Origin of the sequence: Synechococcus sp. Tobar12-5m-g, assembly GCF_024345415.1 — a bacterium.
Classification (GTDB): Bacteria; Cyanobacteriota; Cyanobacteriia; order PCC-6307; family Cyanobiaceae; genus Regnicoccus.
The window spans coordinates 1-24,191 of record NZ_JAGQBB010000016.1 but is presented as its reverse complement, the minus strand read 5'-3'; the positions used below and the strand labels follow the sequence as shown (position 1 = coordinate 24,191).

Annotated in this window: 25 protein-coding genes and 1 pseudogene; 18 read left to right on the top strand and 8 right to left on the bottom strand. The window is 64.1% G+C overall.

Annotation, left to right across the window (positions count from 1 at the left end; all coding sequences use genetic code 11):
- The first annotated feature begins 72 nt into the window (after window positions 1–72).
- The 13 genes and pseudogenes from lysA to KBY66_RS10660 all read left to right on the top strand — a co-directional run bounded on the left by lysA (window position 73) and on the right by KBY66_RS10660 (window position 10,770).
- Entirely contained in the window at window positions 73–1,488 is a 1,416-nt protein-coding gene (gene lysA, locus KBY66_RS10720) for a diaminopimelate decarboxylase (RefSeq protein WP_255089436.1), read from the top strand.
- A 26-nt stretch (window positions 1,489–1,514) separates the two neighbouring features.
- Window positions 1,515–2,378 (top strand): diadenylate cyclase CdaA, encoded by an 864-nt coding sequence (gene cdaA / locus KBY66_RS10715; protein ID WP_255089434.1) that lies wholly within the window; start codon window positions 1,515–1,517, stop codon window positions 2,376–2,378.
- Window positions 2,375–3,169, top strand: coding sequence for an isoprenyl transferase (locus KBY66_RS10710; protein WP_255089433.1), 795 nt, complete (start codon window positions 2,375–2,377; stop codon window positions 3,167–3,169). The genes cdaA and KBY66_RS10710 overlap by 4 nt, the downstream gene beginning before the upstream one ends.
- Before the next feature lie 78 nt (window positions 3,170–3,247).
- Complete coding sequence (gene bioB / locus KBY66_RS10705) at window positions 3,248–4,213, top strand: biotin synthase BioB (protein WP_255089504.1); 966 nt, start codon at window positions 3,248–3,250, stop codon at window positions 4,211–4,213.
- Window positions 4,203–5,147: a rhodanese-related sulfurtransferase gene (locus tag KBY66_RS10700; RefSeq protein WP_255089432.1), complete on the top strand. Its 945-nt coding sequence runs from the start codon at window positions 4,203–4,205 to the stop codon at window positions 5,145–5,147. Before bioB ends, KBY66_RS10700 begins: the two co-directional genes overlap by 11 nt.
- On the top strand, window positions 5,144–5,911 hold the full coding sequence (locus tag KBY66_RS10695; RefSeq protein ID WP_255089431.1) for a class I SAM-dependent methyltransferase: 768 nt from the start codon (window positions 5,144–5,146) through the stop codon (window positions 5,909–5,911). The genes KBY66_RS10700 and KBY66_RS10695 overlap by 4 nt, the downstream gene beginning before the upstream one ends.
- Window positions 5,912–5,987: 76 nt before the next feature.
- Complete coding sequence (locus KBY66_RS10690) at window positions 5,988–7,616, top strand: serine hydrolase (protein ID WP_255089429.1); 1,629 nt, start codon at window positions 5,988–5,990, stop codon at window positions 7,614–7,616.
- A 49-nt stretch (window positions 7,617–7,665) separates the two neighbouring features.
- Complete coding sequence (locus KBY66_RS10685; protein ID WP_255089427.1) at window positions 7,666–7,893, top strand: hypothetical protein; 228 nt, start codon at window positions 7,666–7,668, stop codon at window positions 7,891–7,893.
- Window positions 7,890–8,870, top strand: coding sequence for a DUF952 domain-containing protein (locus KBY66_RS10680; RefSeq protein ID WP_255089425.1), 981 nt, complete (start codon window positions 7,890–7,892; stop codon window positions 8,868–8,870). The genes KBY66_RS10685 and KBY66_RS10680 overlap by 4 nt, the downstream gene beginning before the upstream one ends.
- A gap of 11 nt (window positions 8,871–8,881) precedes the next feature.
- Window positions 8,882–9,403, top strand: a complete 522-nt coding sequence (locus KBY66_RS10675; RefSeq protein ID WP_255089424.1) for a hypothetical protein — start codon at window positions 8,882–8,884, stop codon at window positions 9,401–9,403.
- A gap of 101 nt (window positions 9,404–9,504) precedes the next feature.
- A complete protein-coding gene (locus KBY66_RS10670; protein WP_255089422.1) occupies window positions 9,505–9,702 on the top strand; it encodes a hypothetical protein in 198 nt (65 codons plus the stop codon).
- Window positions 9,703–9,887: 185 nt separating this feature from the next.
- Window positions 9,888–10,466, top strand: a pseudogene (locus tag KBY66_RS10665) (efflux RND transporter permease subunit); the annotation flags it as partial.
- On the top strand, window positions 10,423–10,770 hold the full coding sequence (locus tag KBY66_RS10660; RefSeq protein WP_255089420.1) for an efflux RND transporter permease subunit: 348 nt from the start codon (window positions 10,423–10,425) through the stop codon (window positions 10,768–10,770). The pseudogene KBY66_RS10665 and the gene KBY66_RS10660, both read left to right, overlap by 44 nt.
- A gap of 139 nt (window positions 10,771–10,909) precedes the next feature.
- Here KBY66_RS10660 and KBY66_RS10655 read toward each other — a convergent pair whose 3' ends face one another.
- Window positions 10,910–11,104: a hypothetical protein gene (locus KBY66_RS10655; protein WP_255089419.1), complete on the bottom strand. Its 195-nt coding sequence runs from the start codon at window positions 11,102–11,104 to the stop codon at window positions 10,910–10,912.
- 163 nt (window positions 11,105–11,267) lie between these two features.
- Between KBY66_RS10655 and KBY66_RS10650 the strand changes: the two genes are divergently transcribed.
- Complete coding sequence (locus tag KBY66_RS10650; protein WP_255089417.1) at window positions 11,268–11,513, top strand: hypothetical protein; 246 nt, start codon at window positions 11,268–11,270, stop codon at window positions 11,511–11,513.
- A gap of 17 nt (window positions 11,514–11,530) precedes the next feature.
- On the opposite strand, the gene gap is transcribed toward KBY66_RS10650, so the two are convergent.
- The 4 genes from gap to KBY66_RS10630 form a co-directional block, all read right to left on the bottom strand.
- Window positions 11,531–12,529 (bottom strand): type I glyceraldehyde-3-phosphate dehydrogenase, encoded by a 999-nt coding sequence (gap, locus tag KBY66_RS10645; RefSeq protein ID WP_255089416.1) that lies wholly within the window; start codon window positions 12,527–12,529, stop codon window positions 11,531–11,533.
- 61 nt (window positions 12,530–12,590) lie between these two features.
- The gene (gene gltS / locus KBY66_RS10640; protein ID WP_255089414.1) at window positions 12,591–13,784 is read right to left on the bottom strand and encodes a sodium/glutamate symporter; all 1,194 of its coding nucleotides are present in this window, start codon (window positions 13,782–13,784) and stop codon (window positions 12,591–12,593) included.
- A gap of 238 nt (window positions 13,785–14,022) precedes the next feature.
- Complete coding sequence (locus tag KBY66_RS10635) at window positions 14,023–14,172, bottom strand: hypothetical protein (RefSeq protein WP_255089413.1); 150 nt, start codon at window positions 14,170–14,172, stop codon at window positions 14,023–14,025.
- A 49-nt stretch (window positions 14,173–14,221) separates the two neighbouring features.
- Complete coding sequence (locus KBY66_RS10630; protein WP_255089411.1) at window positions 14,222–14,356, bottom strand: hypothetical protein; 135 nt, start codon at window positions 14,354–14,356, stop codon at window positions 14,222–14,224.
- A 50-nt stretch (window positions 14,357–14,406) separates the two neighbouring features.
- On the opposite strand from KBY66_RS10630, the gene KBY66_RS10625 reads away from it, so the two are divergent.
- From KBY66_RS10625 to KBY66_RS10615, 3 genes are all read left to right on the top strand, one after another.
- On the top strand, window positions 14,407–14,865 hold the full coding sequence (locus tag KBY66_RS10625) for a hypothetical protein (protein WP_255089410.1): 459 nt from the start codon (window positions 14,407–14,409) through the stop codon (window positions 14,863–14,865).
- Window positions 14,862–15,242: a hypothetical protein gene (locus tag KBY66_RS10620; RefSeq protein ID WP_255089408.1), complete on the top strand. Its 381-nt coding sequence runs from the start codon at window positions 14,862–14,864 to the stop codon at window positions 15,240–15,242. Before KBY66_RS10625 ends, KBY66_RS10620 begins: the two co-directional genes overlap by 4 nt.
- A gap of 243 nt (window positions 15,243–15,485) precedes the next feature.
- Window positions 15,486–15,662: a type I restriction-modification system subunit M N-terminal domain-containing protein gene (locus tag KBY66_RS10615; protein WP_255089406.1), complete on the top strand. Its 177-nt coding sequence runs from the start codon at window positions 15,486–15,488 to the stop codon at window positions 15,660–15,662.
- Between the two features lie 944 nt (window positions 15,663–16,606).
- Here the strand turns inward: KBY66_RS10615 and KBY66_RS10610 are convergent.
- On the bottom strand, window positions 16,607–17,290 hold the full coding sequence (locus tag KBY66_RS10610) for an HD domain-containing protein (protein ID WP_255089405.1): 684 nt from the start codon (window positions 17,288–17,290) through the stop codon (window positions 16,607–16,609).
- Between the two features lie 755 nt (window positions 17,291–18,045).
- Here KBY66_RS10610 and KBY66_RS10605 point away from each other — a divergent pair.
- Window positions 18,046–20,607: a glycogen/starch/alpha-glucan phosphorylase gene (locus KBY66_RS10605; protein WP_255089404.1), complete on the top strand. Its 2,562-nt coding sequence runs from the start codon at window positions 18,046–18,048 to the stop codon at window positions 20,605–20,607.
- Here the strand turns inward: KBY66_RS10605 and KBY66_RS10600 are convergent.
- Together KBY66_RS10600 and KBY66_RS10595 are read right to left on the bottom strand one after the other, a co-directional pair.
- Window positions 20,604–22,529: a pyruvate kinase gene (locus KBY66_RS10600; protein WP_255089402.1), complete on the bottom strand. Its 1,926-nt coding sequence runs from the start codon at window positions 22,527–22,529 to the stop codon at window positions 20,604–20,606. The two genes, KBY66_RS10605 and KBY66_RS10600, sit on opposite strands and share 4 nt — an antisense overlap.
- An 85-nt stretch (window positions 22,530–22,614) precedes the next feature.
- Window positions 22,615–24,191, bottom strand: a 1,577-nt coding sequence (locus KBY66_RS10595) for a glycogen debranching protein (RefSeq protein ID WP_255089400.1), incomplete at its 5' end; no start/stop codon positions are given.

Genomic DNA, 24,191 nt, shown 5'->3' with positions numbered 1-24,191 from the left:
CGATCCGCAGCCCCAGCAGCGGAATGCACCCCCATCTTTACGATTGGCTCCCCAGGGCTTCGGTTCAACACAATGACGACCTTCCGTGTGGCCAGCGCCCCCGATGGGATCCGCGCCGATCCGGCCCTCGCCCCTTTGCTGGAGGCGAACCAGGATCCGCACAGCCCCAACCGCAATCTGACACCCCTGTCCACCCGGCTCGACCCCCTGGGGCGCCTGGAGGTGGGAGGGTGCGGGCTGAGCGAGTTGGCCCGCAGCTACGGCACACCGTTGTATGTCCTCGACGAGGACACCCTGCGGGCCAGCTGCCGGGCCTACCGGGAGGCCCTCTCCGCCCACTACCCCGGCCCGGCCCTGGCGCTTTACGCCTCCAAGGCCAACAGCAGTCTGATGCTGAGCGCCCTGGTCGCCTCCGAGGGCCTGGGTCTCGATGCTGTGTCCACCGGCGAACTGCTCACAGCGCTGCAGGGCGGCATGCCCGCCGGTCGAATCGTCCTGCATGGCAACAACAAATCGCGCGACGAGCTCGCCCTGGCGGTGGAGCGGGGCGTGACCGTGGTGGTGGACAACGAACACGACCTGGAGCTGCTGGCTGAGGTGGCTCCGGCCAGCGGAGCACCGGTGCGGCTGATGCTGCGCTTTACCCCGGGCATCGAGTGCCACACCCATGAGTACATCCGCACCGGCCACCTCGACAGCAAGTTCGGCTTCGGTCCCGACCAACTGGAGCCGGCGCTGCGGAGGCTGGCCAGCTGCCCCTGGGCCAGGCTCGATGGCCTCCACGCCCACATCGGCTCCCAGGTCTTCGAGCTCCAGCCCCACCGCGACCTCGCTGGCGTGATGGCCGATGCCCTGGGCTTGGCCCGCTCGCTCGGCCACCCCTGCACCGACCTCAATGTGGGCGGTGGCCTCGGCATCCGTTACGTGGTCAGTGATGATCCCCCCTCCATTCAGGACTGGGTCCAGGGGGTGGCTGAGGCGGTGGTGGCCTCCTGCCGGCAGCGGGGCCTGGCGCTGCCCAGGCTTCTTTGTGAACCGGGGCGCTCCCTGGTGGCCACCGCCGGCCTCACCCTCTACGCGATCGGCAGCCGCAAGCAGATCCCTGGCCTGCACACCTATCTCTCCGTCGATGGCGGCATGAGCGACAACCCCCGGCCGATCACCTATCAGTCCCAGTACACGGCGGTGCTGGCGGACCAGCCCACCGCGGCTCCCACCGAAACGGTGACCATCGCCGGCAAGCACTGCGAATCCGGCGATGTGCTGCTCCATGACCTGCCTTTGCCGGCCAGCCACAGCGGTGATGTGATCGCCGTCTTCGCCACCGGCGCCTACAACGCCTCGATGGCATCCAACTACAACCGCATCCCGCGGCCGGCAACGGTTCTGGTCCAGGGCGGCGAGGCCGAACTGGTGCAGCGCCGGGAGCGGCCGGAGGAACTGCTGCGCTACGACCTTTTACCGGGACGGTTCACGCCGGTACCCTGAACCCAGCCACCTCTTGAAGCGCTGTTGTGATCTGGCCTGGGTTCCTGGACATCCGCCTGGTTCTGGACCTGCTGTTCGCTTCGGCTCTTGGCGTGTTGCTGCTGGCCCGGGTCCGGGAGCCCCGCACCCTTTGGCTGTTGCGGGGGTGGCTGTTCCTGGTCGCCCTGGTTTGGGTGGTGCAGCGATTCGCCAACTTGCCGCTCACCACCCGTCTGCTCGAAGCCGTGGTTCTGGGTTGCAGCCTCGCCTTGGCGATTCTCTGGCAGGGGGAACTGCGCCGGCTGATGGAGCTGCTCGGCACGGGCCGCCTCGATGTCCTGCTGGGTAGCCAGAAGGAGGATCAGGGGCTCTCCGGTTCCGTGGCGTTGCTGACCGAAGCTGCCGGGCTCCTCTCCAAAAGCCGTCGAGGGGCGCTGATCCTGCTGGACATTGGCAGTGATCTTCGCCCGGAGGACTTCCTCAACCCCGGCATCGAGCTCGACGCCCTGCTCTCCGTGGACCTGCTGCTCAATCTGTTTGCGGCCGACACCCCCCTGCACGACGGGGCGCTGTTGGTGAAGGGCAACCGGATCCTTTCGGCCGGCGTGATCCTGCCCCTGTCGCGCCAGGGCATCGCCCGCTACGGCACCCGTCACCTGGCCGCCATGGGGATCACCGAGCGATTCGACCGCTGCCTTTGCATCGTGGTCTCCGAGGAGACCGGAACCCTTTCGCTGGCCCGTCAGGGGAGGCTGGAGAGGCCGATCACCAGCAGCCGCCTGCGCGAGCTGCTCAGCGCGGCCCTCGCCCTGCCCACGCCGAAACCACCCGCCAAGCCAGGCCACGGTTCTGTGGTGTCGCTTCCCACGGGGCGTAACGTGACCCAGGACACGCCCGAATCCCGCGCATGAGTCGCTCCCTGGCGACCACCGACCTGATCCAGGCGTCTCGGCAACCGTTGGCCCCCCTGCCGGAGCTGCTGGACCCCGCCCGCCTGCCCGCCCACGTGGCGGTGATCATGGACGGCAACGGCCGCTGGGCCAAACAGCGGAATCTGCCTCGGGTGATGGGGCATCGGGAAGGGGTGGAGGCGTTGAAGCGCACCCTGCGCCTCTGCAGCGACTGGGGCATCGGCGCCCTCACCACCTATGCCTTCTCCACCGAAAACTGGAACCGGCCCGGGGAGGAGGTGAGCTTCCTGATGACCCTGTTCGAGCGGGTGCTGGCGCGGGAGCTGGAGGCCCTGGAGCGCGAGCAGGTGCGCATCCGTTTTCTTGGCGATCTGGAGCAGCTGCCGGCCGGGCTGCAGCGGCTGATCGAAGCCGCAACGGCCCGCACCGCCGCCAACACCGGCATCCACTTCAACGTCTGCACCAACTACGGCGGTCGGCGGGAGCTGGTGCAGGCGGCGCGGCAGCTGGCCGCCCAGGTGGCCACAGGAACCCTGGATCCGGAGGCGATCGACGAAGCGGCCTTCGCCGCCCAGCTCCAGACCGCGGGGGAGGTGGATCCCGATCTGTTGATCCGCACCAGCGGTGAATACCGGATCAGCAACTTTCTGCTGTGGCAACTGGCCTATGCAGAGATCCACATCACCGATGTGCTCTGGCCGGATTTCGACGAAGCGGCCCTGGTGCGGGCCCTGCTGGATTATCAGAACCGCCAGCGGCGCTTCGGTGGCGTCGAGCCCGTCGAGGCTTGATCTGGTCGCCTTGTTCCCTGTGTTTTTCCCGTTCCCGTTGTGATCGCCCCTTCCGCCCTCCCCAGCAGCGCCACGGCCATGCCGGTCTCCCCACGCCATGACTGGAGCAGGGATGAGATTCAAGAGCTGCTGGAGCTCCCCCTGCTGGAGCTGCTCTGGCGGGCCCAGCAGGTGCACCGCGTTGCCAACCCAGGCTACCGGGTGCAGCTTGCCTCGCTGCTGAGCGTGAAAACGGGCGGCTGCGAGGAGGACTGCGCCTACTGCCCCCAGTCGATGCACCACAGCGCCGATGTGGCGGGCCGGCCGGAGCTGGTGGTGGCTCTAGTGCTGGAGCGGGCCCGGGCGGCCAAAGAGGCTGGTGCCCACCGCTTCTGCATGGGCTGGGCCTGGCGCGACATCCGCGATGGCGCCCCCTTTGAGGCCATGCTCGCCATGGTGCGGGGGGTGCGGGAGCTGGGCCTGGAGGCCTGCGTCACCGCCGGCATGCTCACCGACGGCCAGGCCGACCGGCTGGCCGCAGCGGGGCTGACCGCCTATAACCACAACCTGGACACCAGCCCCGAGTACTACGGGCGGATCATCAGCACCCGCAGTTACCAGGAGCGGCTCGAAACCCTGGCGCGGGTGCGCCGGGCCGGCCTGGCGGTCTGCAGCGGCGGCATCATCGGCCTGGGCGAAAGCCTCGCCGACCGGGCAGGGTTGTTGCAGGTGCTTGCCAACCTGGATCCCCACCCCGAGAGCGTGCCGATCAATGGCCTGGTGGCGGTGGAGGGCACCCCGCTGGAGCAGCAGGCGCCGCTGGATCCGCTGGAGCTGGTGCGGATGGTGGCCAGCGCCCGCATCCTGATGCCGTTCAGCCGGGTGCGCCTGAGTGCCGGCCGCCAGCAGCTCAGCCGGGAGGCCCAGATCCTCTGCCTGCAGGCGGGGGCCGATTCGATTTTCTACGGCGACACCCTGCTCACCACCGGCAACCCCAACGTGGAGGCCGACCGGGAGCTGCTGGCGGCGGCCGGAGTGCAGGTGGAGCCGGTGAATGGCCGCTGAGGCTGCAGCCTTTCGGGTGGCGGCCTTCTACCGCTTCGTGGCCCTCGACGGGCTCGAGGCCCTCCAGGGCGGGATCCGGGACCGGGGGGTGGTCGGCGGGCTGAGCGGCACCGTGCTGCTGGCCGAGGAAGGTCTCAACGGCACGGTCTGCGGACCGGCCGCGGGGGTGGAGGATCTGCTGGTCTGGTTGCAGGGGCAGCCTGGTCTGGCCGATCTGGCGGTGAAGACCAGCTGGAGTTCAGAGCCCTGCTTCCACCGCCTCAAGGTGCGGCTGAAGCGGGAGATCGTCACGCTCGACTGCCCCACAGTCCGCCCAGCTGATGGGGGCGGCCGCCGGGTGCCGCCCGTGGAATGGAACGGCCTGGTGGACGATCCCGACACCCTGGTGATCGATGCGCGCAATGGCTACGAAGTGGCGGTGGGCAGCTTCGAGGGGGCCATCGATCCCGGCACCGAGCGCTTCGGTGATTTCCCAGCCTGGGTTGAGCGGGAGCTCAGACCCCTGGTGGCCGAACGCCAACCCCGCCGCCTGGCCCTGTTCTGCACCGGTGGCATCCGTTGCGAAAAGGCCACGGCCTATCTCCTGCAGCAGGGATTCGAAGGTGTGAACCAGCTGGAGGGGGGCATTCTTCGCTACTTGGAGGAGATCCCTGCCGCCACCAGCCGTTGGCAGGGGGAGTGTTTCGTCTTCGACCAGCGGGTGGCTCTCAACCACCGGCTGGAGCCCGGCGAGCACAGCCTCTGCCATGCCTGCGGGCTGCCGGTTGCCAAGGCGGATCGCCAGCTGGCCAGCCACGAGGAAGGGGTGAGCTGTCACCACTGCATCGGCCGCTACACCGACGCCGATCGCCAGCGCTTCCGCGAGCGTCAGCGCCAGATCGGCCTGGCCCGCGGGCGGGGCCGGACCCACCTGGGTGGGGTGACGGCCCCATGAGCCTCAAGCCAAAGGCCGGCAGCCAGAGCTGGAATGCTCAGAGCTATGCGGCCAATGCCCGCTTCGTTTCTGATCTGGCCGGTGTGGTGTTGGCGTGGCTCGATCCCCAGCCCGGCGAGCGGATCCTCGATCTGGGTTGCGGCGATGGGGCCCTCACCCGGGGGCTCCAGGAGCACGGCTGTGCCGTGATCGGTGTGGATGCCAGCGCGGCGATGGTGGCGGCGGCCCGGGACCTGGGGCTTGATGCCCGCCAGATCGAGGGACAGGCCCTGCCGTTTGAGGCGTGCTTCGAGGCTGTGTTCTCCAACGCCGCCCTGCACTGGATGCTGCCGCCTGAAGCCGTGATCGCGGGGGTTGCCCGAGCCCTGGTTCCGGGCGGGCGGTTCGTGGCCGAACTCGGGGGGCAGGGCAATGTGGCGGCCATCCATGGTGCCCTCAAGGCTGCGCTTGCCAGGCGGGACCTGGCGGTGGAGAGCGACACCTATTTCCCGAGCCCCGACACCTACCGCACGCTGCTGGAGGCAGCTGGCTTCACGGTGGAGCGCCTCGAGCTGATTCCACGGCCCACCCCCCTGCCTGGCTCGGTGGGGGCCTGGATCGAAACCTTCGGCCACACCTACACCTTTGCCGTGCCTGCCGACCAGCGGCCGGCCCTGATCGAGGAGGTGGTCGAGGTGCTGCGCCCTGCCCTGCAGCGAGCCGATGGAGTCTGGATCGCCGACTACGTGCGTTTGCGGGTTTGGGCCTTCAAGCCCCGGGGCTGAAGCGCTTCCGTTCAGGCTTGGGGGACGGCGCCCTGCTCTCTCCACGTACTGTTGCAACATTGCTGCCGAAAGGTCATTGGCTCGCCACCCCGGCCGTTCCGCCCGGCTGGCGGTCGGCATCCTGCTGCTGGCTGCCGTCGCCATCGCAGGGGCCTTGGTGCCAGCCGCGGCTGAGACCGTGCGGGGGGTCGAGGTGGAAGCCGAGGCCAAGGGCGGCCTGCCCGGCTATGCCCCTGGCAGTGGCGTCGATGCGGCCGCCGCCCGCCGGATCAGCCGCTGGGCCCTGGCGGAGTACGGCGTTCCCGGCGCAGCCGTGGCCCTGGTGCAGGACGGTCGCGTGGTGCTGGCCGAGGGCTTCGGGGTGCGGGATCAATCCACGGGCGCCCCCACGACAGCCGACACGGTCTTCCAGCTGGCGAGCGTGTCGAAGACCTTCACCGCCGCCACGGTGGCGGCCCTGGTGGAGCGCAAGCGGCTCGGCTGGGAGCAGCCGATGGTGGCGCTGCTGCCGGCGTTCCGCCTCGCCGATGCCTATGCCGGCCGGTGGGTGAACGCCCGCGACCTGCTCACCCACCGTGCCGGTTTCCCCGCCTTCTTCGGCGATCTCTTCGACCACCTCGGCTACAACCGCGTCGACGTCCTGCGTCGGATTCGCTACGTGCAGCCCGCCACGTCTTTCCGCGACCGGCCCGCCTACTCCAACATCGGCTTCTTCCTGGCCGGCGAGCTGGCGGCGAAGGCTGGCGGCCTGCCCTTTGCGGAGCTGGCCCGCAGCCTGATTTTCACGCCCCTGGCCATGACCCGCACGGGTATCGCCCGCTCCCTGATCGGCGACGGGGCCGGCCCTGGCGCCCTTGAGGACGTCAGCCGTTCCCACGCCGTGGTGAACGGCCGCCTGCAGGTGGTGCCCCCCAACCTCAGTGCCCTGTTCATCGCCGCCGGGGGCTTCGCCTCCAGCGCCAGCGACCTCAGCCGCTTCGTGGCCCTGCTGACCCGGGGAGGCGAGCTCGATGGCCGGCGCGTGCTCTCGGAGGTGGCGGTGAAGGAGCTGTTTGAACCGGTGATCGCCGAGGAGCCGGGTTTCGCCGAGTTTCCCCCGATCGATGCCAACTCTGGCTTCGACTACTCCCCCGGCTGGGGGGTGTACCACTACAACGGCCTCAAGGTGCTGGAGAAGGGTGGTGCCCTCGATGGCGTCCGCACCCTGTTGCTGCTGTTGCCCCAGAAGCGCTTCGGCGTGGTGGTCCTGGCCAACCGCAACCTCACCGCCCTGCCGGAGGCGGTGCGGGCGGCGTTGTTGCAGCAGGCCTTCGGCCGGCCTGGCGAGGCGGATCTGCAGCCGCAGATCCGGGTCCGGTCCCGGCAGCTGGAGGGGATGCTGCTGGCGGTGGCTCCGCGCCCGGCCAACCCCAAGCCACCGGCCAGGCCCCTGGCGGCCTATGCCGGCAGCTTCAGCAACGACCTGTTCGGCCGCTGGACGATCGCTGAGCAGGGCGGCGCCCTGGAGGTGCTGGCGGGTCCGGCCCGCTACAGGGCGGCGCTCACGCCCTGGAACGGCGAAACCTTTCACCTGCTCTGGCCCGGGGTGATCTCCTCGCCGGTGGAGGTGCCGTTCCAGGCCGATCGAAGCGGTCGGGTGGTGTCCTTCGACTACCTGGGGTATCGCTTCAGCCGCGAGGCTGCGCCAGGACCAGGCGCCCCCTGACCGTCTTGGAGAGCCTCCCTACAGTTGGCCGACCTCGCTACCTGTCGGCATGACCTTCCAGGGCACCCTCGACGAGCTCAAGGTTCTGATCGAGAGCCTCGGCTGCTCCGGGCACTGGGAGCACAAGGGACAGTTCGAGCTGTTCGTCTGCGACCGGGCGGAGACGAACCTGCGGCTCAACTGGTGGCCCGAGAGCGGCACCCTCACGGTCGTGGGGGATCCGGCCGAACGGGAGGTTCTGCAGGAGTCCCTGCAGCGCCATCTGGCGGCGCAGTGAGCCCGGGCTTACCCATTCTCTGGAGCTTCCGGCGGTGTCCGTACGCGATCCGGGCGCGGCTGGCTCTGCGGACCGCCGGGGTGGCGGTGGAAGTGCGGGAGGTGAGCCTCCAGGCCAAGCCGGAGGAGCTGTTGGAGGCATCACCGAAGGGCACCGTGCCAGTGCTGGCGCTTCCTGATCCGGATGATGGGCCTGGCCGGGTGATCGAGCAGAGCCTGGAGGTGATGCGCTGGGCCCTGGAGCAGAGCGACCCTCAGGACCTGTTGCGCCGTGGACAACCCAGCCAGATGGCTCAGATCGACGCCCTGATCGCCACCAACGACGACAGCTTCAAGGTCCATCTCGATCGCTTCAAGTACGCCAGCCGCTTTCCAGGCGCCGAGGCAGCGGCGCACCGGCAGGCTGCCCTGGCGGTGCTTCAGGACTGGAACGGGCGGCTGGAAGCAGCGGCCCGTACCGGGCAGGGCGGCTGGCTGCTGGGGGCGCATCCGTGCCTGGCCGATCTGGCCTTGTTGCCGTTCGTGCGCCAGTTCCGCCTGGCTGATTCGGCCGGCTTCGACGCCGAACCGGTGCTGGGGGCCCTGCAGGGCTGGCTGGGCCGCTTCCTGGCCAGCGAGGAGCTGGCGGCGGTGATGGCCCGCCAGGAGCGGTGGCGCTCCAGCCGCTATCTGTATCATCTCGCCTTGGCCGATGACTGGCGGGCCGCCCTGGCCGCAGGTGCATACCGCCACTCGACCCGGGGCCGCAGCCTGGAGGAGGTGGGCTTCGTGCACGCCAGCTGTGCCCACCAGGTGGCCGCCACCTACCGGCGCTTCTATGCCGATGCCGGCCCCGTGCGGCTGGTCACCATCGATCCGCAGCGGCTCACGGCCACCGTGAAGCAGGAGCCGGCTCCGGAGAGTGGCGAGCTATTCCCCCACATCTACGGACCCTTGCCGCTGGAGGCGGTGGTTCGGGTGGAGCCCTATCCGGCGTGAACGGGATTGGGATGGGGTCGTGGAGCCTGGCGGAGCTGGAGCAGCGTGCCGCGCAACGGGGATTGCAGCTGCGGATCCAGAGGCGGCGGCGGCTCGGCGTCTGGGGCTTGAAGGTGGCTGTGGCCCGCTGCCCCAAGGGGCGGCCGCTGGAGCTGCTGGGGGAACTGAAGGGCTGGGCCCTGCCCACCCCCGCCGGCCTCCACCTCGACACCCTGCGGGTGCAGCAAGGGGCCCATCGGGTTGGTGTGCTGATCTGGGCGGCCACCTTCGCCTGGAGCCTGGAGGAAACCCCCTGCCGCAATGCCCAGCTGCTGGCAATTCGCGATGAAGAGAGGCAACACCAGCGCCTGGTGCGCTATTTCTACCGGCTTGGATTCGAGCCGGTGAGGTCCGTGGGGGCGGGGCCACTCGATCTGGCCTTGCGTCTGGTCTGGGGGGGGTCCGGCCTGCTGATGGCCGGCGATTGCCAGCAGGGTCTGCGCCGCTGCGGAGCGCTCCTTGATCCGGGGCCCAGGCAGAGAGCTCAAGCCTGAGAATCAACGGAGCCCAGCACAAGCCGGGTCAGGTAAGTCCCTCGGTTAAGGTGACTTCCTGGTTGTGGTGGCCGATGGCGGTTCAGATTTCAGAGTCCCGGATGCATCTGGTTCGGTGGATTCTGACCACCGGCTGGTTGTTGATCATCGCCTCGTTGTTCTACGACCCCTGGTCGTGGGCGCTCACCTTGCCAGTCCATCCCTGGAGCCCGTTGCGCTTGTCGGGTGACTGCGTGGAGGTGCAGGAAAGATGTCTGATCGATCAGCCGCCCTACCCCCTCGGTACCACCCTGATCTAGCTGCTGCCCTACTGGGTGCAAACCGTCTACGACTTGGTCTTGATGATGCTGAGCACCTTGTGGTTGTACCTGGCCTGGCAGGGTGATCCGGATCGCTAAGGGCGCGAGAACCTTGCAGGCCGGTTTCGCAAGCAACTGGAGCGTTTGCAGCTCAACGTCGGTCAGTTCCTCGGCAGAACAGGGGTGGGCTGCCCACCGAAGCCCTGCTCAAGAACCTCAATGCCGTGCTGGCGGCCGCGCAGGAGCGGCCCGAGCTCCAGCGGGTCACCACCACTTTTACGCCCGGAGTGGAGCAGTTCACGATCTGGGTCGATAGGGATCAGGTGAAGTCGTTCGATGTGAACATCAACGATGTTTTCGGCACTCTGCAGGCCTACATGGGAGGTACCTATGTGAACGACTTCCTGTTCGACAAGAAGCAGTTTCGGGTCTATGTGCAGGCCGATGGTCCGTTTCGTACCAGGCCGGAGGACATCTCCTCCTTCTTCGTCCGATCCCGCAACGGCAGCCTGGTGAACCTCCAGCAGCTGGTGGACATCGAGACCTTCTTCGAGCCTCCCACGATCACCAACTTCAACGTCTACGAGGCGATCAAAATCCAGGGGGGTCCCGCCCCCGGTTACAGCTCTGGCCAGGCGTCGCTGGCGATGGAGGAGATCGCCCCGCAGGTGCTCGATCAACGACATCTTTGCCCAGGTGGGCTTGCTGATGCTGATCGGCATGGCAACCAAGAATGCGATCCTGTTCGTGGAGCAGGCCAATGAATTCCTGCGGCTGGGCATGTCCCTCAGCGAAGCGGCCATCGGCGCGGCCAAGGCCCGTTTTCAGCCGATCGTGATCACCGCCGCCTCGGGCCTGGTGGGCTACATCTCGCTGATGACGGCCTCCGGCGCAGGCGCCATCAGCCGTTGGTCGATCGGCACGGTGAGCTTCGGCGGCTATCTGGTGGCCACCGTGCTCAGTCTGGTGGTGGCGCCAGTGCTGTACATCGTGATCAAGGGCTTGGAGCGCGCTCACCTGCAGAGGGAACCAACGGAGCCAACCGTTGCCCCCGGTTCCCCACCGTGAATCTGCGTCTCGATGGTTATGCCGCCCTGATGAGCGCGCTGCTTGGCGGCCTGTTCGGCTGGACCATGGCTTCCATCGGCCAGCCCGACACCGGCAGGCCCCGCTACGAAAGCGCCCTTCACCGCAGCCTGTACAGCCGCTATCCGGTGATCGGCGCTGGTCTTGGAGCGGCCAGAAGATCCCTCAGGGGGCCATAGACGGCCACATCTGATACCAGGCCAAAGGTCTTCCCTTGCTCATGAACCTGGGCTTCGACGCTCCCGAGCCGTCCGGTGAGGGCGGCCACGGCGGCCTCCAGGCTGGCGAGCCGGTCGTCGGCGGGAAGGGTGGTCATCGAGCACTCCATCGAAGTTGCTTCGTTCGTTGATCAGGGCGGCCTTCCTGCAACGGGCTGGTTGCCGCTTCCCAGTCTTTCGCCCCGGATGCCTTGATTGATAGGGGGCAGAAGGGCTCCCTGGGCCCATGCTGGAGTGGAACGTTGCTGCAGCCCCCCACCCATGGAGATCGACCATCCCGGTGCCAAGCCCCTGACGGAGGAGGAGCAGGCCCTGCTTGAGCAGTTCCGCACGCGCATGCATGAGCGTCGAATCAGCACAACTGGCCTGACGGCCGACGACATCCGCCACATCGTCGCCGGGATCCGAAGCCATCCGCATGCGAGCGTTGAGGTGATCAGGATCCTGCGGGAGGAGGTTCAGGCGATTCTGCCCGGCCAACGCCTGCTCACGTTCGACTGGGATTGAACGCGGTGCCGCGACGCTCAATGGCTGGCGATGTGGCAGATCAGGTCGAGGCATTTGCAGGAATAACCCCACTCGTTGTCGTACCAGGCCACCACTTTCACGAAGGTATCGGTGAGGGCGATGCCGGCGCTGGCATCAAAAATCGAGGTGCAGGATTCACCGAGAAAATCGCTCGACACCACCTCGTCTTCGGTGTAGCCGAGGATGCCGGCCATCGGCCCTTGCGACGCTGCCTTCATGGCGGCCTTGATCGCGTCGTAGCTGGCGGGTTTCTCCAGGTTCACCGTGAGATCCACCACCGACACATCGGGGGTGGGAACGCGGAAGGCCATGCCGGTGAGCTTGCCGTTGAGGGCGGGGATCACCTTGCCCACGGCCTTGGCGGCGCCGGTGGAGGAGGGAATGATGTTCTGGCCGGCGCCGCGGCCTCCTCGCCAGTCCTTCATCGAAGGGCCATCCACCGTCTTCTGGGTGGCGGTGGTGGCGTGCACGGTGGTCATCAGCCCGTCCTTGATGCCGAAGTTGTCGTGCAGCACCTTGGCGATCGGCGCCAGGCAGTTGGTGGTGCAGGAGGCGTTGGAAACGATGTCCTGGCCGGCATAGCTGCCGTGGTTCACCCCCATCACGAACATGGGCGTGTCGTCTTTGGAAGGGGCCGACAGCACCACCTTCTTGGCACCCGCCTCGATGTGAGCCCGGGCGGTGGCATCGGTGAGGAAGAAGCCGGTGGCTTCCAGCACGATCTCCGCTCCAATCGCACCCCACTGGAGCTGGAGGGGATCCCGCTCGGCGGTGACCCGGATGGTTTTGCCGTTGACGATCAGATTCCCATCGACGACGGCGACATCACCATGGAATCGGCCATGGGTTGAATCATAGCGAAGCATGTAAGCGATGTATTTCACATCGATCAGGTCATTGATGCCGACAACATCGATTCCCTGGGTTTCGAATGCCCGCCGAAACACCAGCCTGCCGATGCGGCCGAAGCCATTGATGCCGATTCTGATGGTCATGTGATGTGCTCCCTGAGACCTTTGGCCGTTCAGTCACTCTTCAATCTAGCAGTAACCCGGCTCAGCCCAGCCAGTTCAGGAAGCGTTGAATCACCAGGGCATTGCTGATATCCACGAAGAATCCCGAAACAAGCGGCACGATGATGAAGGCGCGGTGGGCCGGGCCATAGGTCTGGACCACGGCAGCCATGTTGGCCATCGCTGTGGGAGTGGCACCCAGCGAGATTCCGCCGAAACCGGAGCAGATCACGGCGGCTTCGTAATCACGACCCATCACACGGAAGATCACGAACACGGCGAACAGGAACGCCACCACGAACTGCGCCGCCAGGATGGTGATGATCGGGCCGGCAAGTTCGGCGATCGTCCAGAGCTGAAGGCTCATCAACGACATCGTCAGGAAAATGCCCAGGGAAATCTCCGAGATGATCGCCAGCGACCGGCTCCTGGCCGGCCATTGAAAGCGACCCAGGCGAGGAACCGTGTTGGTGAGCAGGATGGCGGCAAACAAAGTACAGACGAACAGCGGCAGATTCCTTCCCGCCGCCCGCAACGCTTCATGGAGCCCTTCGCCAAGGGCCAGGCTGACATTCAGCCAGAACAGGGTGCGAAGCAGGCTGAAATAGCTGATGGGTTCGGCCTTCTGTGCCGTGGACTCCTGACCGGTCTCCCTAGCTGCCCGACCCGGTTGGAGCTTGTTGCCGCGAATCAGGAGGCGGGCAATCGGGCCTCCCATCAACGAAGCCAGCACCAATCCGAAGGTGGCACAGGCGATGCCGATTTCCAGGGCATTCTCAACGCCATGGTCGGCGGCGAACCGTGGTGCCCAGGCAATCGTTGTGCCGTGCCCGCCCAGCAGGGACACCGAGCCCCCCAACAGACCGATCAGCGGATTGAGGCCGAGCAGGCTGGCGACCCCCACCCCGGTCAGGTTCTGGAGCACCATGTAACCGACGGTGACCACCACCAGCACGAGCAGGGGACGGCCTCCCGCCACCAAGGTTTTGAGGTCGGCGTTCAGCCCGATGGCGGCAAAGAAGTAAAGAAGCAGGAAATCCCGGGTGGCCAGATTGAAGCCGATTTCGATCCCCGTAAGGCTGTGGACCACGGCCAGCAGCAGGCAGACGAGCAGACCGCTGCTCACCGGTTCGGGGATGTTGAAGTCCCGAAGGATCGCCACACGCTGATTGAGCCACCGTCCGATCGCCAGCACCACGATGGCGATGTTGAAGGTGGTGAAGCTTTCGATCTGCATCCTGGATCGTGTGCAACAGGCAGGTTAGGTCTTGCTGCCCCGCCCCCAACGCCCTGCGAACAAAGTGTGCTCGGATTTCAGGGAGCAGTGCTCTCAGCACCGGGCTCACCCCCATGAGCACCAACGTTGCCCACCTGCGCACCTACGACGAAGGCGGTTCAGCGTGACCAGCCCAGAGATCAATCGGACGCCATGATCAGGCTTCCTGGGGTGAGCGCAGCTCTCCACTGGGTTGCGGCTACGGCAGCGTGAAACCGGACGTGTTCAGATGCTTGAGGTCGAGCAGCACCACAGTGAACCAACCCAGCAGTGCCAGGCTTCCGATCGAACCGATCACCACGAGCAGGCCGACAATCGCCGATTTGAAGGATCCGCTGGGGTTGGGCACGGGCAGCCATGGATGGAGAGTTCAGTGTCCTACGACCTGATCACTCCGATCAGGGCCTGAAAGCCCCATCGACCAGGCCATGCTCCAGCAGGGCAACGGCAGGAGAGCGGAGCAGATGCATGGTCTCCTTCAGGCTTTGGGAGGGGTCGACGGACATCACCACCGTCCCCCCGGCTTGAACCACGGCAGATCAGACCAAGATCCGTAATCCTGTAGGCAGCCATTCGATTCCCGATGCCACTCCGCTCGGCCACCGATTTTCCGGTGACCCCAAAACCTGAAGCGCTACAGGACACCTACCAGGGCTGCCGCGCGGCCCTGGTGTCGGCCAACCGTTCCAGGGGCCTGCTCAAGGCCCAGAGCGACAAGCGGGGGGTGGTGATTGCTGAGCTGCGGCGGGAATTGGTGGAGTTGGAGGCCGACCTGGCCGATGAGGCCCTGGCCAAGGCCCGGCTCCATGCCCTCAACGCCAAGCTCGGCACCGTGATCCGCGAACTGGAGGAAACGGGCGATGCGATGGTGGGCCTGATTGATGAAAGCGAGCGCCAGAGCGGCTTCTGGCTGGTGGAGATGTTCCGGCGGTTGATCGAGCAGGCCACCCGCTGGCGCACGGTGAAGGCCAAGGCTGCTGCCTTGGCGGCCGAAGCGACGACGGACCCCTCCAGCCCATCCAGCCTCCCTGGGGAACGATGAGCGCAGGCCCCTCAATCGCCGATCTTCTGGAGCAGACCAACCGGGAACTCGCCGGTACCGACGCCCGGGTGTACCGCCGGATGGCAGACCATCTGCAGCGCACCGGTGCTGCCCTCTATGACCTCCAGGATGCGCAGCCGGCGGCGGGGCACGACCCGAAACCCCTGCTCGGCAGGGGGAGTTTCCTTCAACAGTCTGTGGCCAGCCTCAAGCGGCTGTGCAAGGAGCATGGGATCAAGGGGTACTCCAAGTTGCAAAAGGACGCTCTGGCCAAGGTTCTTGAACGGCACGGCGTAAACCCGCCACCGCCCCCCTTGGAGAGGTTTACGAAGAAGGAGTTGATTGCTCTGGTGAGGCAGTTGATGGGGGAGGGGTAGTAGCTGGCCACCCAGCGTGGCGACAAGACACCCCAAGCGGTCCCCACCCCAGGCAGACTCCCTCCAGCGACGCCTGACCTGATCTATCGATGCCCGATCAGGACCAGCTCAACGATTTTCTCGAAGCCCTGGAAACAGCCGGCAGCCCCGCCAGGAACCCGGACCTGCGGGAAGCGCTCGGCTGGGATCAGCCCGTTTACGAGGACGTGAAGGCGGAACTGGTGGCCAAGGGGATCGTGGTGCGTGGCCCGGGCCGGCCGCAAGGCGAAAACCAGCTCTGCTGGCAACAGCAGCGGCAACCTCGGCTTCGAGGCCAAGCTCTGGCTCACGGCCGACAAGCTGCGCAACAACATGGATGCGGCCGAGTACAAGCACGTGGTGCTGGGCCTGATTGTTCTGAAGGGCACCTCGAATTATTGACATTCCCGAGACAGCCTTGTGAAACCACTAGGAATTTCTCTGCACGTGCAGTTCTGCCATGTGAATGGCTTCCATGACTTCATCACGGGGCTGACGTGACCCTGACGAATGATCAGACAACCAGCGCTGCTATTGCGTTGCAGTGCAGGTAACCCAAAGTTGTAAGTCAGATTTTGCAGTCCCCACCAAGCACTCGTTCTTGCCAGGCCGATCCGCCTTGTCAGCTTGCCGCGCATGCAGGTTGTGATGAGACCAAAGGCATGCTCATCCCCTGCCCGCACTTCAGATCGCACCTTGTTCCGTTCCTGTGCTTGCTCGCTCAATGGATGGCTGCGCGCACCCTTCTCATGAATGCGACTCTCAAACACAGCAAAGTGGAAGCAGCTTTCGTCTCAGCGGCACAGCGGCCTTGCGGAGTTGCAGTGGTGAACTGGAGCCATCGGTGGTGTTCCTGAGAGAAACCTTCCGAGAACCACCTTCGTGATCGGCTCCGGGCCTCTGCATCTGCATCTGCTTTTGCATCTGCCGCCCTCGGTCGGTAGCGCGGTTCGGGGATCCGTTCTCGGGTCATGCTGCACTCTTGGCCACCTCCAAGCTCAGACCTTGATCTGCACAGATCTGTCAAAATGTGATCTCCCCGGCCAGGATAATGGCTTTGCCGCTTGGCACGGACGCCACGGCTCCGCGACCAGAATTGAGCGGAGCGTTCACCGATTCTGACCACCGGACATGGGAGGGGACCGCGGTCAGCGGAACCACAGTGCGTACTCCCCCCTGAAGAACCGCTGCAACAGCTGGCCCGGCAGCTTGGCGACCTGCAATAAAAGTATAGGAAGCGCGGATTTCCCGATCATTCGACTGGGGGGATATTCACCCCTATCTTGAATTCATGGATGCAAAATAGAAGGAGATTTTACACAAGCAGTAGATTTCTTTAGGTTCGATCAATGCTGACTCAGTCCGACGGCTTTTTCGAGGTTCCCTTCAGCCTTCGATGCCCACTCGCTTGGATCCATACCAACCGGTACCTGCAGCGCGAATTCCGGGAGGGAGATGAGGTCTCGAACTGCTAGGCCAAGCAGTTCAACTGAGCGACTCCCAGGCAGTCTACTGTCAAGCAACTCATGAATCTTCTGAAAGTACCAGACCCAGCCCAGTAGTCCTGCTGGGGTTCGCAGCCAAAAGGTCGGGTCTCGTCGGCCATCGAATAGGTGATCCCGTGCATTATGAGCTTTGTCAGCAGCCACCACCAGCAGTGAAGACTCCGGCTTATGCTCCAAGGTGGTAATGAAAGCCTGCTTACAACCAAGCCAGCTACTACTGTTATTCGGACCCTGATTCTTCCCTGGATCGGTGCAGTCAAAAACGATGTCAGCGACCTCGACCCCGAAACGCAGTGAGATTGAGGCATGATTCTGGCCGGCATCCTCGATAGCATCATGCAGGAGAGCTGCAATAGCCTGATTCTCGCTGCCGCCGTCCTCCCACACCAGCGAACTGACGGCGATCACGTGGGAGATGTACGGAACGTCCGTGCCTTGCCGTCGCTGATCAAGGTGTAAATCTGCAGCCCATCCCAGCGCATCAGTGTAGCGAGCTGTGATAAGCAGGGATTGATCAGCAGTCATCAGGTCTTGATACTCAGGATAAGGAGTAAATGATTGCTTCTTTAGGAAGTCTTACCTACATCCTGTTAGCAACTGACAGGCCAGGGCATGGACGTATTGCAGGTAGGCAGACCCCCTTTGACTCAATCTCCGCACAAGTATGACATGAGCCTCCGATCATCCAGCTGACACCCTTGAGTTAGACAGCAGGCCGCAGCAATTGATCTGCACGGCCTTGCTTCGGCGCGTCTGGCCATGCACAGCGGGATCAATGAGCGCCCATCTATTGGGCTTCCCAATATGCGGTCAGGCGACCCAGCCGCTCAGGTTCATCACCGCACTCATTGATCCCGTCCGGTGCCACACTCAGGATCCCCCAACACCTGACCCGCTCTGGGGTGAGAAAACGGCATCGGGTATGGACGACCGGGGCTGCACGCCAGGTTCAACATCCCCCTCTGCGGGGCCATGGCGCAATAGTTGACGCTATCCGCCGGTAGATCCTCAAGAACATTCTCAACGCGTGCTGGACACGTTGTTTAGGGACAGAATGTGTCATCGACTTGCTAGATATGTGCTCATAATCTGCAGGTAGACCACAAAGCATCTGTCTATAGATGCGCGAAATGAGCGATCACGATGTGGCATTTCGCTCAACGACCTGAAATACTTCGTATTAAGAGATGCTGCAGTTCAGGCAATGCTTCTCGGCCCTTAACCTCGGCTGCTCAGATTCTTGCCAGCTTGGCTTTGATGCTCTACTGCTCCCTACAGACATGACTGGCAGCACCTTGGCCCAACCCTCGAAAGTTGAGCCCGAGAACTTGTCAGAGCCCTCAAGCTACGGAGATTCTGAGCGCACTGGCCTGACGGCGAGTGACCTGCTGGCCGGGATCACCGAGCACCTGTTCTTCACCCTGGGGAGGCGCGCCATCGGCGCAAGCCACCATGACCTCTACATGGCGCTGAGCTACGCGGTGCGTGATCGATTGATGACCCGCCACCTGGCCTACAAGGATGCCTTGAGGAACCATCAGCCGAAGGCGGTGGCCTATCTCTCTGCCGAGTTCCTGATCGGACCCCAACTTGGCAACAACCTGCTGATGCTCGGAATTCAGCAGCAGGCGGCCGAGGCCCTGCAGCACTTTGGGGTCTCCGACATTGAAGAGATCCTGGCTGAGGAGGAGGAACCAGGCCTCGGCAATGGTGGCCTCGGCCGCCTGGCCGCCTGCTTCCTCGAATCACTCGCCTCGCTTGAAATCCCAGCCACCGGATATGGCATCCGCTACGAGTTCGGCATCTTCGATCAGCTGATCAAGGACGGCTGGCAAGTTGAGATCACTGACAAGTGGCTCAAGGGCGGCTGGCCCTGGGAGCTGGTGCATCCCGACAAGAGCTGCAAGGTGGGTTTCGGCGGCTGCATCGAGACTTATCACGACGATGATGGGCACGAACGGGTGCGCTGGCTTCCAGGCGAGGTTGTCATCGGAATCCCCCACGACATCCCCGTGCTCGGTTACCGGGTGAATACCTGTGACCGGCTGCGCCTTTGGCGCTCTGAGGCCTCGGAATCCTTCGACTTCCATGCCTTCAACTCCGGCGACCATATCGGCGCCGTGGAGCAGAAGGTGAGCTCGGAGACCCTCTCCAAAGTCCTCTATCCTAACGATGGTACCGATGCCGGTCGTCGTCTACGGCTAAAGCAGCAGGTCTTCTTTGTGAGCTGTTCGCTGCAGGACATGCTGCGCAACATCGACAATCGTGGAATCGGACTCCAGAACTTTCCTGACCACTGGGCCATCCAGCTCAACGACACCCATCCAGCCATCGCCGTCGCAGAGCTGATGCGCCTGCTGGTGGACGAGCACCATCTGGATTGGGAGGGGGCCTGGGACATCACCACACGCTCAATCGCCTTCACCAACCACACCCTGCTCCCTGAAGCGCTGGAGCGGTGGGATCTGGATCTGTTCGGCTCACTGCTTCCACGCCATCTGCAGCTGATCTATGAAATCAACGGCCGTTTCCTCCAACAAGTTCGCTTGCACTGGCCAGGTGACAATGGGATCCTTCGCCGCCTGTCGATCATCGAAGAGGAGAGGCCGCGTGCTGTTCGGATGGCAAACCTGGCTGTCATCGCTGCCCATCACGTTAACGGTGTAGCAGCCCTGCACAGCGATCTGGTCAAGAAGGATTTATTCCCTGATTTCGCCAAGCTATGGCCGACCAAGTTCACCAACGTTACCAATGGTGTCACCCCCCGCCGCTGGGTCGCACTGGCGAATCCGCCGCTGAACAATCTGCTCTCTCAGGCAATTGGTGCCGACTGGCCAGCCCGACCCGATTCCCTAAGACAGCTGGAAGCCTTCCAGGATGACCAAAGCTTCCTGGAGCGCTGGGGGGCCTGCAAGCTGACCAACAAACGGAGGCTGGCTGCCATCATCGAACAGCAGTCAAACCTTGTCGTTGATCCCAGCAGCCTCTTCGACATCCAGGTGAAGCGGATCCACGAGTACAAGCGTCAGCATCTCAATGCCTTCCAACTGATCGCCCAGTACCTGCGCATCAAGAATGGCACCACCGATGGCATGGTGCCTCGCACTGTTATTTTCGGGGGCAAGGCGGCGCCTGGATATTCGATGGCAAAGCTGATGATTCGCTTCATCAACGGTATTGCCAAGGTGGTCAACACAGATCCTGATGTGCGGGGGCTGATGAAGGTTGTGTTCCTCGCCGACTACAATGTCAAGTTGGGCGAGAAGGTCTACCCGGCCGCTGATCTCTCTGAGCAGATCTCCACGGCCGGACTTGAGGCTTCTGGCACCGGCAACATGAAGTTCATGATGAATGGAGCTCTGACGATTGGCACGCTCGATGGAGCTAATGTAGAGATTCGTGATCAGGTCGGTGCCGAGAACTTCTTTCTTTTCGGCAAGACTGCCAGTCAGATTGCCCAGCTGCATGACAACTACCACCCGTGGGAACTGCTGGCCACCATGCCGCTGCTCCAGGAGGCCATTGACTTGATCGAGAATGGCCACTTCAGCAACGGTGATGGCGAACTATTCATGCCAATCGTGCAGAGCCTAATCAATGCAGACCCCTACTTTGTGCTTGCCGACTTCAATGATTATCTCGGTACACAAGGTATCGTCAGCCGTACCTGGTCTCAAAGAGCCATCTGGAACCGCAAGTCCCTGCTCAACACTGCCCGCAGCGGCTTCTTCTCCTCCGACCGCTCAATCAATGAGTATTCAGGCATGATCTGGGAGGTGAAACCATTGAGCATCGCCATGACCCATGGGATCTCGACGAAGGATCAATCAGAGGATGCCTAAGAGTGATGATGGGCCGCCAGTTCCAAGCGGCGAAACGTAGAACTGTTCTTGTGCTGATGCGACTGCATCCGCATCACGATGTCGTGCAGCATCCGCACCGTGGCGGTGATGTTCGGCCCCTTGTTCAGCATCACGCCCTCCGCCCTTGCCCCCATCGCGGCATCGGAGATCTCTGCCCTGGTCGGCATGCCACCGTGCGCCAGTTCCTCCAGCACCTGCGTGGCCCAGATGCAGGGGAGATGGGCAGCTTCGCAGAGGCGCAGGATCTCTTCCTGAATCTCCGCCAGCCGCTCCCAGCCGCACTCGATGGCCAGATCACCGCGGGCGATCATCACACCCAGTGGAGCTGGAGAGCGCATGGCGGCCAGCAACAGTGATGGCAGGTCATCGAAGGCCTGTCTTGTTTCGATCTTGAGGATCACGGCCAGATCGGCATGGCCCAGCCTGGTGAGCTGGTCCTGAAGGGCTTGAAGATCAGTGCTGCTATGCACGAAGGAAAAGTTGAGAATGTCGGCGTGTTGGACGATGAACTCCAGATCAGCGATGTCCCTGGCCGTCAGCGCAGGGATGCTCAGTGGGCTGTCGGGAAGGTTGATGCCTTTGTCGGCCCGCAACCGCGAGCCCTGTTGCTTGGCCGCAGTGATTTCCACCAGCAGTTCAGTGGGCTGTGTCCCGGTAACCAGGCCGCCGATCCTGCCATCATCGAAGAAGATTCGATCGCCGCATTTCACATCAGCGAAGACCTCCGCCAGTGTGCAACTGATGACGGCGTGACGATGTTGCTTTCCCTCTCCAGTGTAGCCCGCAGGCCGGCCAAGTTCCGGCAGCGCCACGACTCGGAGTTGATCACCCTTGTGCAGCAGCAGGCTTCCCTCCAGAGCAGGGATCCTTCCGATGGTGACTGTGCACCGATTCGCCTCGTGTCGATCGCTGCCGCCTCCGGAGCGAGCGCACATCACCAATTTCAACCCAGGCGTGAAGTGGCAGTTCTGGGTCGTGTTCGCCCAGATTCCCTCGGCTGATTGGCGCTCCACACGAAGCTGCCTGTGCCGCCCAGAGGCATCGATCATCGCGAGGCGATCACCGGCTTCGAGAACGCTCCAGCCATCCCCTGTGATCGGCACAACAGCATCCACCCCAGGCATGGGGGTCGTGGGCTCCAGATGGGGGGACAGCAGAATTCGAGCCGGTGAGAGCAGCCTCCCCAGGCTGTCGCGCCGTGGTTTGCAGTGCACCACCTGCGGACCCGGCTGAATCGGGCCGGTACGGAGTTTCGGTCCGGCCAGATCCATGGCGATCCGACAGGGGCGGCCCGTGCTGGCGACGGCCCGCCGAAGCTGGTGGATCATCCGAAGCCAGACCGCCTGGCCATCGTGGGCACAGTTGATGCGGGCGATGGTCATCCCGGCCCTCAGCAGGTGCTCGATCAGCTCGTCGTCGTCTGCCGCTTCCATGGGCAAGGTCACCATGATCGTGCAGTCCGCTGTGCAGCTGCGAGCGCCGAGCAGCCGCTCGCAATTGTTCGCAACCAGCTCCTTCCCGGAGCGATGGTTGAGAGGAACGGCTGGCAGGGGTTGCGAAATCACCTCTGGCCCGCTGCGGGTCCTGAGGATCTCCAACACCTTCTGAAGGCTGTCCATCACGCTGGATTCGCAGCGCCCGAGGGAGGACAAGCCCTGGCTTGCGAGTTGGTCCTGGAGCTGGCGGATGTCGTGTTGCCGCAGGGCCACGTAGTGCAGCAGGTTACGGGCGCTGACCCTGTAGTCAGCTGCGACGGCCTCAAGAACAGGCCCATCGCTGATCTCCATGCTTTGCATCGATCGGCAGAGATCGATCAACTGCCCCGTGATTCTCTCGAGGCAGGCGTCCTCCTCCCCAGCGCTGGGAGCCTGGGTGGGATCGGGTGTTGCTGGGCTCACCATGGGCCTGGCCTACACCGTGAGATCGGCCCGTGAAGGCTGCATTCGGTCAGCACCAGTCTGTATCCAACAGCCCCTTTCGGGCCATTCACAACCAGGTCCCGGCGAGCTGCACGAACAGCACCACCACCGAGCGGGCCGCGACCCGGTAGTGGGTGCTGGTGACCGGTGCCGCCATGTTCCAGGCACTGATGTCCTCCGGTGTGGGCAGGGCAGTGTCGATCCAGCGTCGCCAGGGGGTGCTGCCCCCATCGGCTGCCGGTAGGGCGAAATCCAGGTCCTCCCAGTAGGCATTGGCGATGACGTGCAGTCGGAAGCTGCCGTCGTAACTGGTGATCCTTACTGCCAGCGACCGGGAGGATTCGCCCCAGTCGGGTTCGTGGAGGGACACCCCATGCCATTCGATCTGGCTCTCCCGCAACAGATCGTTGAGGCTCACCTGCCGCTGATTGACCACGATGTCGCGCCGCATCCGGTGGGCGATCAGCTCCTTCACGAAGCGGTGGATGTCAAGGTGGCGATCGAGCAGGGTCCAGTCGAACCAGCTGATGTCGTTGTCCTGTCCGTAGGGGTTGTTGTTCCCCTGCTGGCTGCGGCACACCTCGTCACCCATGGAGAGCATCGGGGTACCGACCGCCAGCAGCAGCAGGGTCAGGGCGTTGCGGATCTGCCGCTGGCGCAGTGCCAGCACCTGGGGGTCGCTGCTCGGCCCTTCGCTGCCGCAGTTCCAACTGGCGTTGTCGTCGGCACCGTCGCGGTTGTCCTCGCCGTTGGCGAGGTTGTGCTTGCCGTTGTAGGCCACCAGATCGGCCAGGGTGAAGCCGTCGTGGCAGGTGATGAAATTCACGCTCTGCTCCGCCTCCCGTTCCTCATGGCCGTAGATGTCCGGGCTGCCCAGCAACCGCAGGGCTGCCCTTGGCACCTGGCCCGCATCACCCTTCAGGAAGCGGCGGATGTCATCGCGGAAGTGGCCGTTCCATTCCTGCCAGCTGTCGCCGATGAAGCTGCCCACTTGATACAGCCCAGCCGCATCCCAGGCCTCGGCGATCAGCTTGGTGCCGGCGAGGAGGGGATCGGTCTCAATGTCCCAGAGCACAGGGGGGAGGGGCATGGGTTTGCCTTCCTCGTCGCGGGCCAGCACGGAGGCCAGATCGAAGCGGAACCCATCCACGTGCATGTGCTTCACCCAGTGGCGGAGGCTGTGGCGGATCAGGCGCCGCACCATCGGGTGGTTGGCGTTGAACGTGTTGCCTGTGCCGCTGTAGTTGGCATAGCGGCTTCGATCGTCGCGTTCCAGGAGGTAATAGGCTTCATTCGCCAGGCCGCGGAAGCAGAAACTGGGCCCGCGGTGGTCGCCTTCGGCGGTGTGGTTGAACACCACATCGAGAATCACCTCGATGCCGGCTTTGTGCAGGGCTTTGACCAGGTCCCGGAACTCGTCAAGCGGGCCGAGAGGATCGGTGCGGGAGCTGTAGCCCCGGTGAGGAGCAAACAGTGAGATCGGTGAATAGCCCCAGTAATTCGTTCTACCCACGGGGGCATCGAGCCGATCGAACTGGAACACCGGCAGCAGCTCCACCGCCGTGATGCCCAGGTCCTGGAGGTAGGGGATCTTCTCGATCAAGCCGGCGTAGGTACCCGCGCGCTCCGGCGCCACCCCGGAGC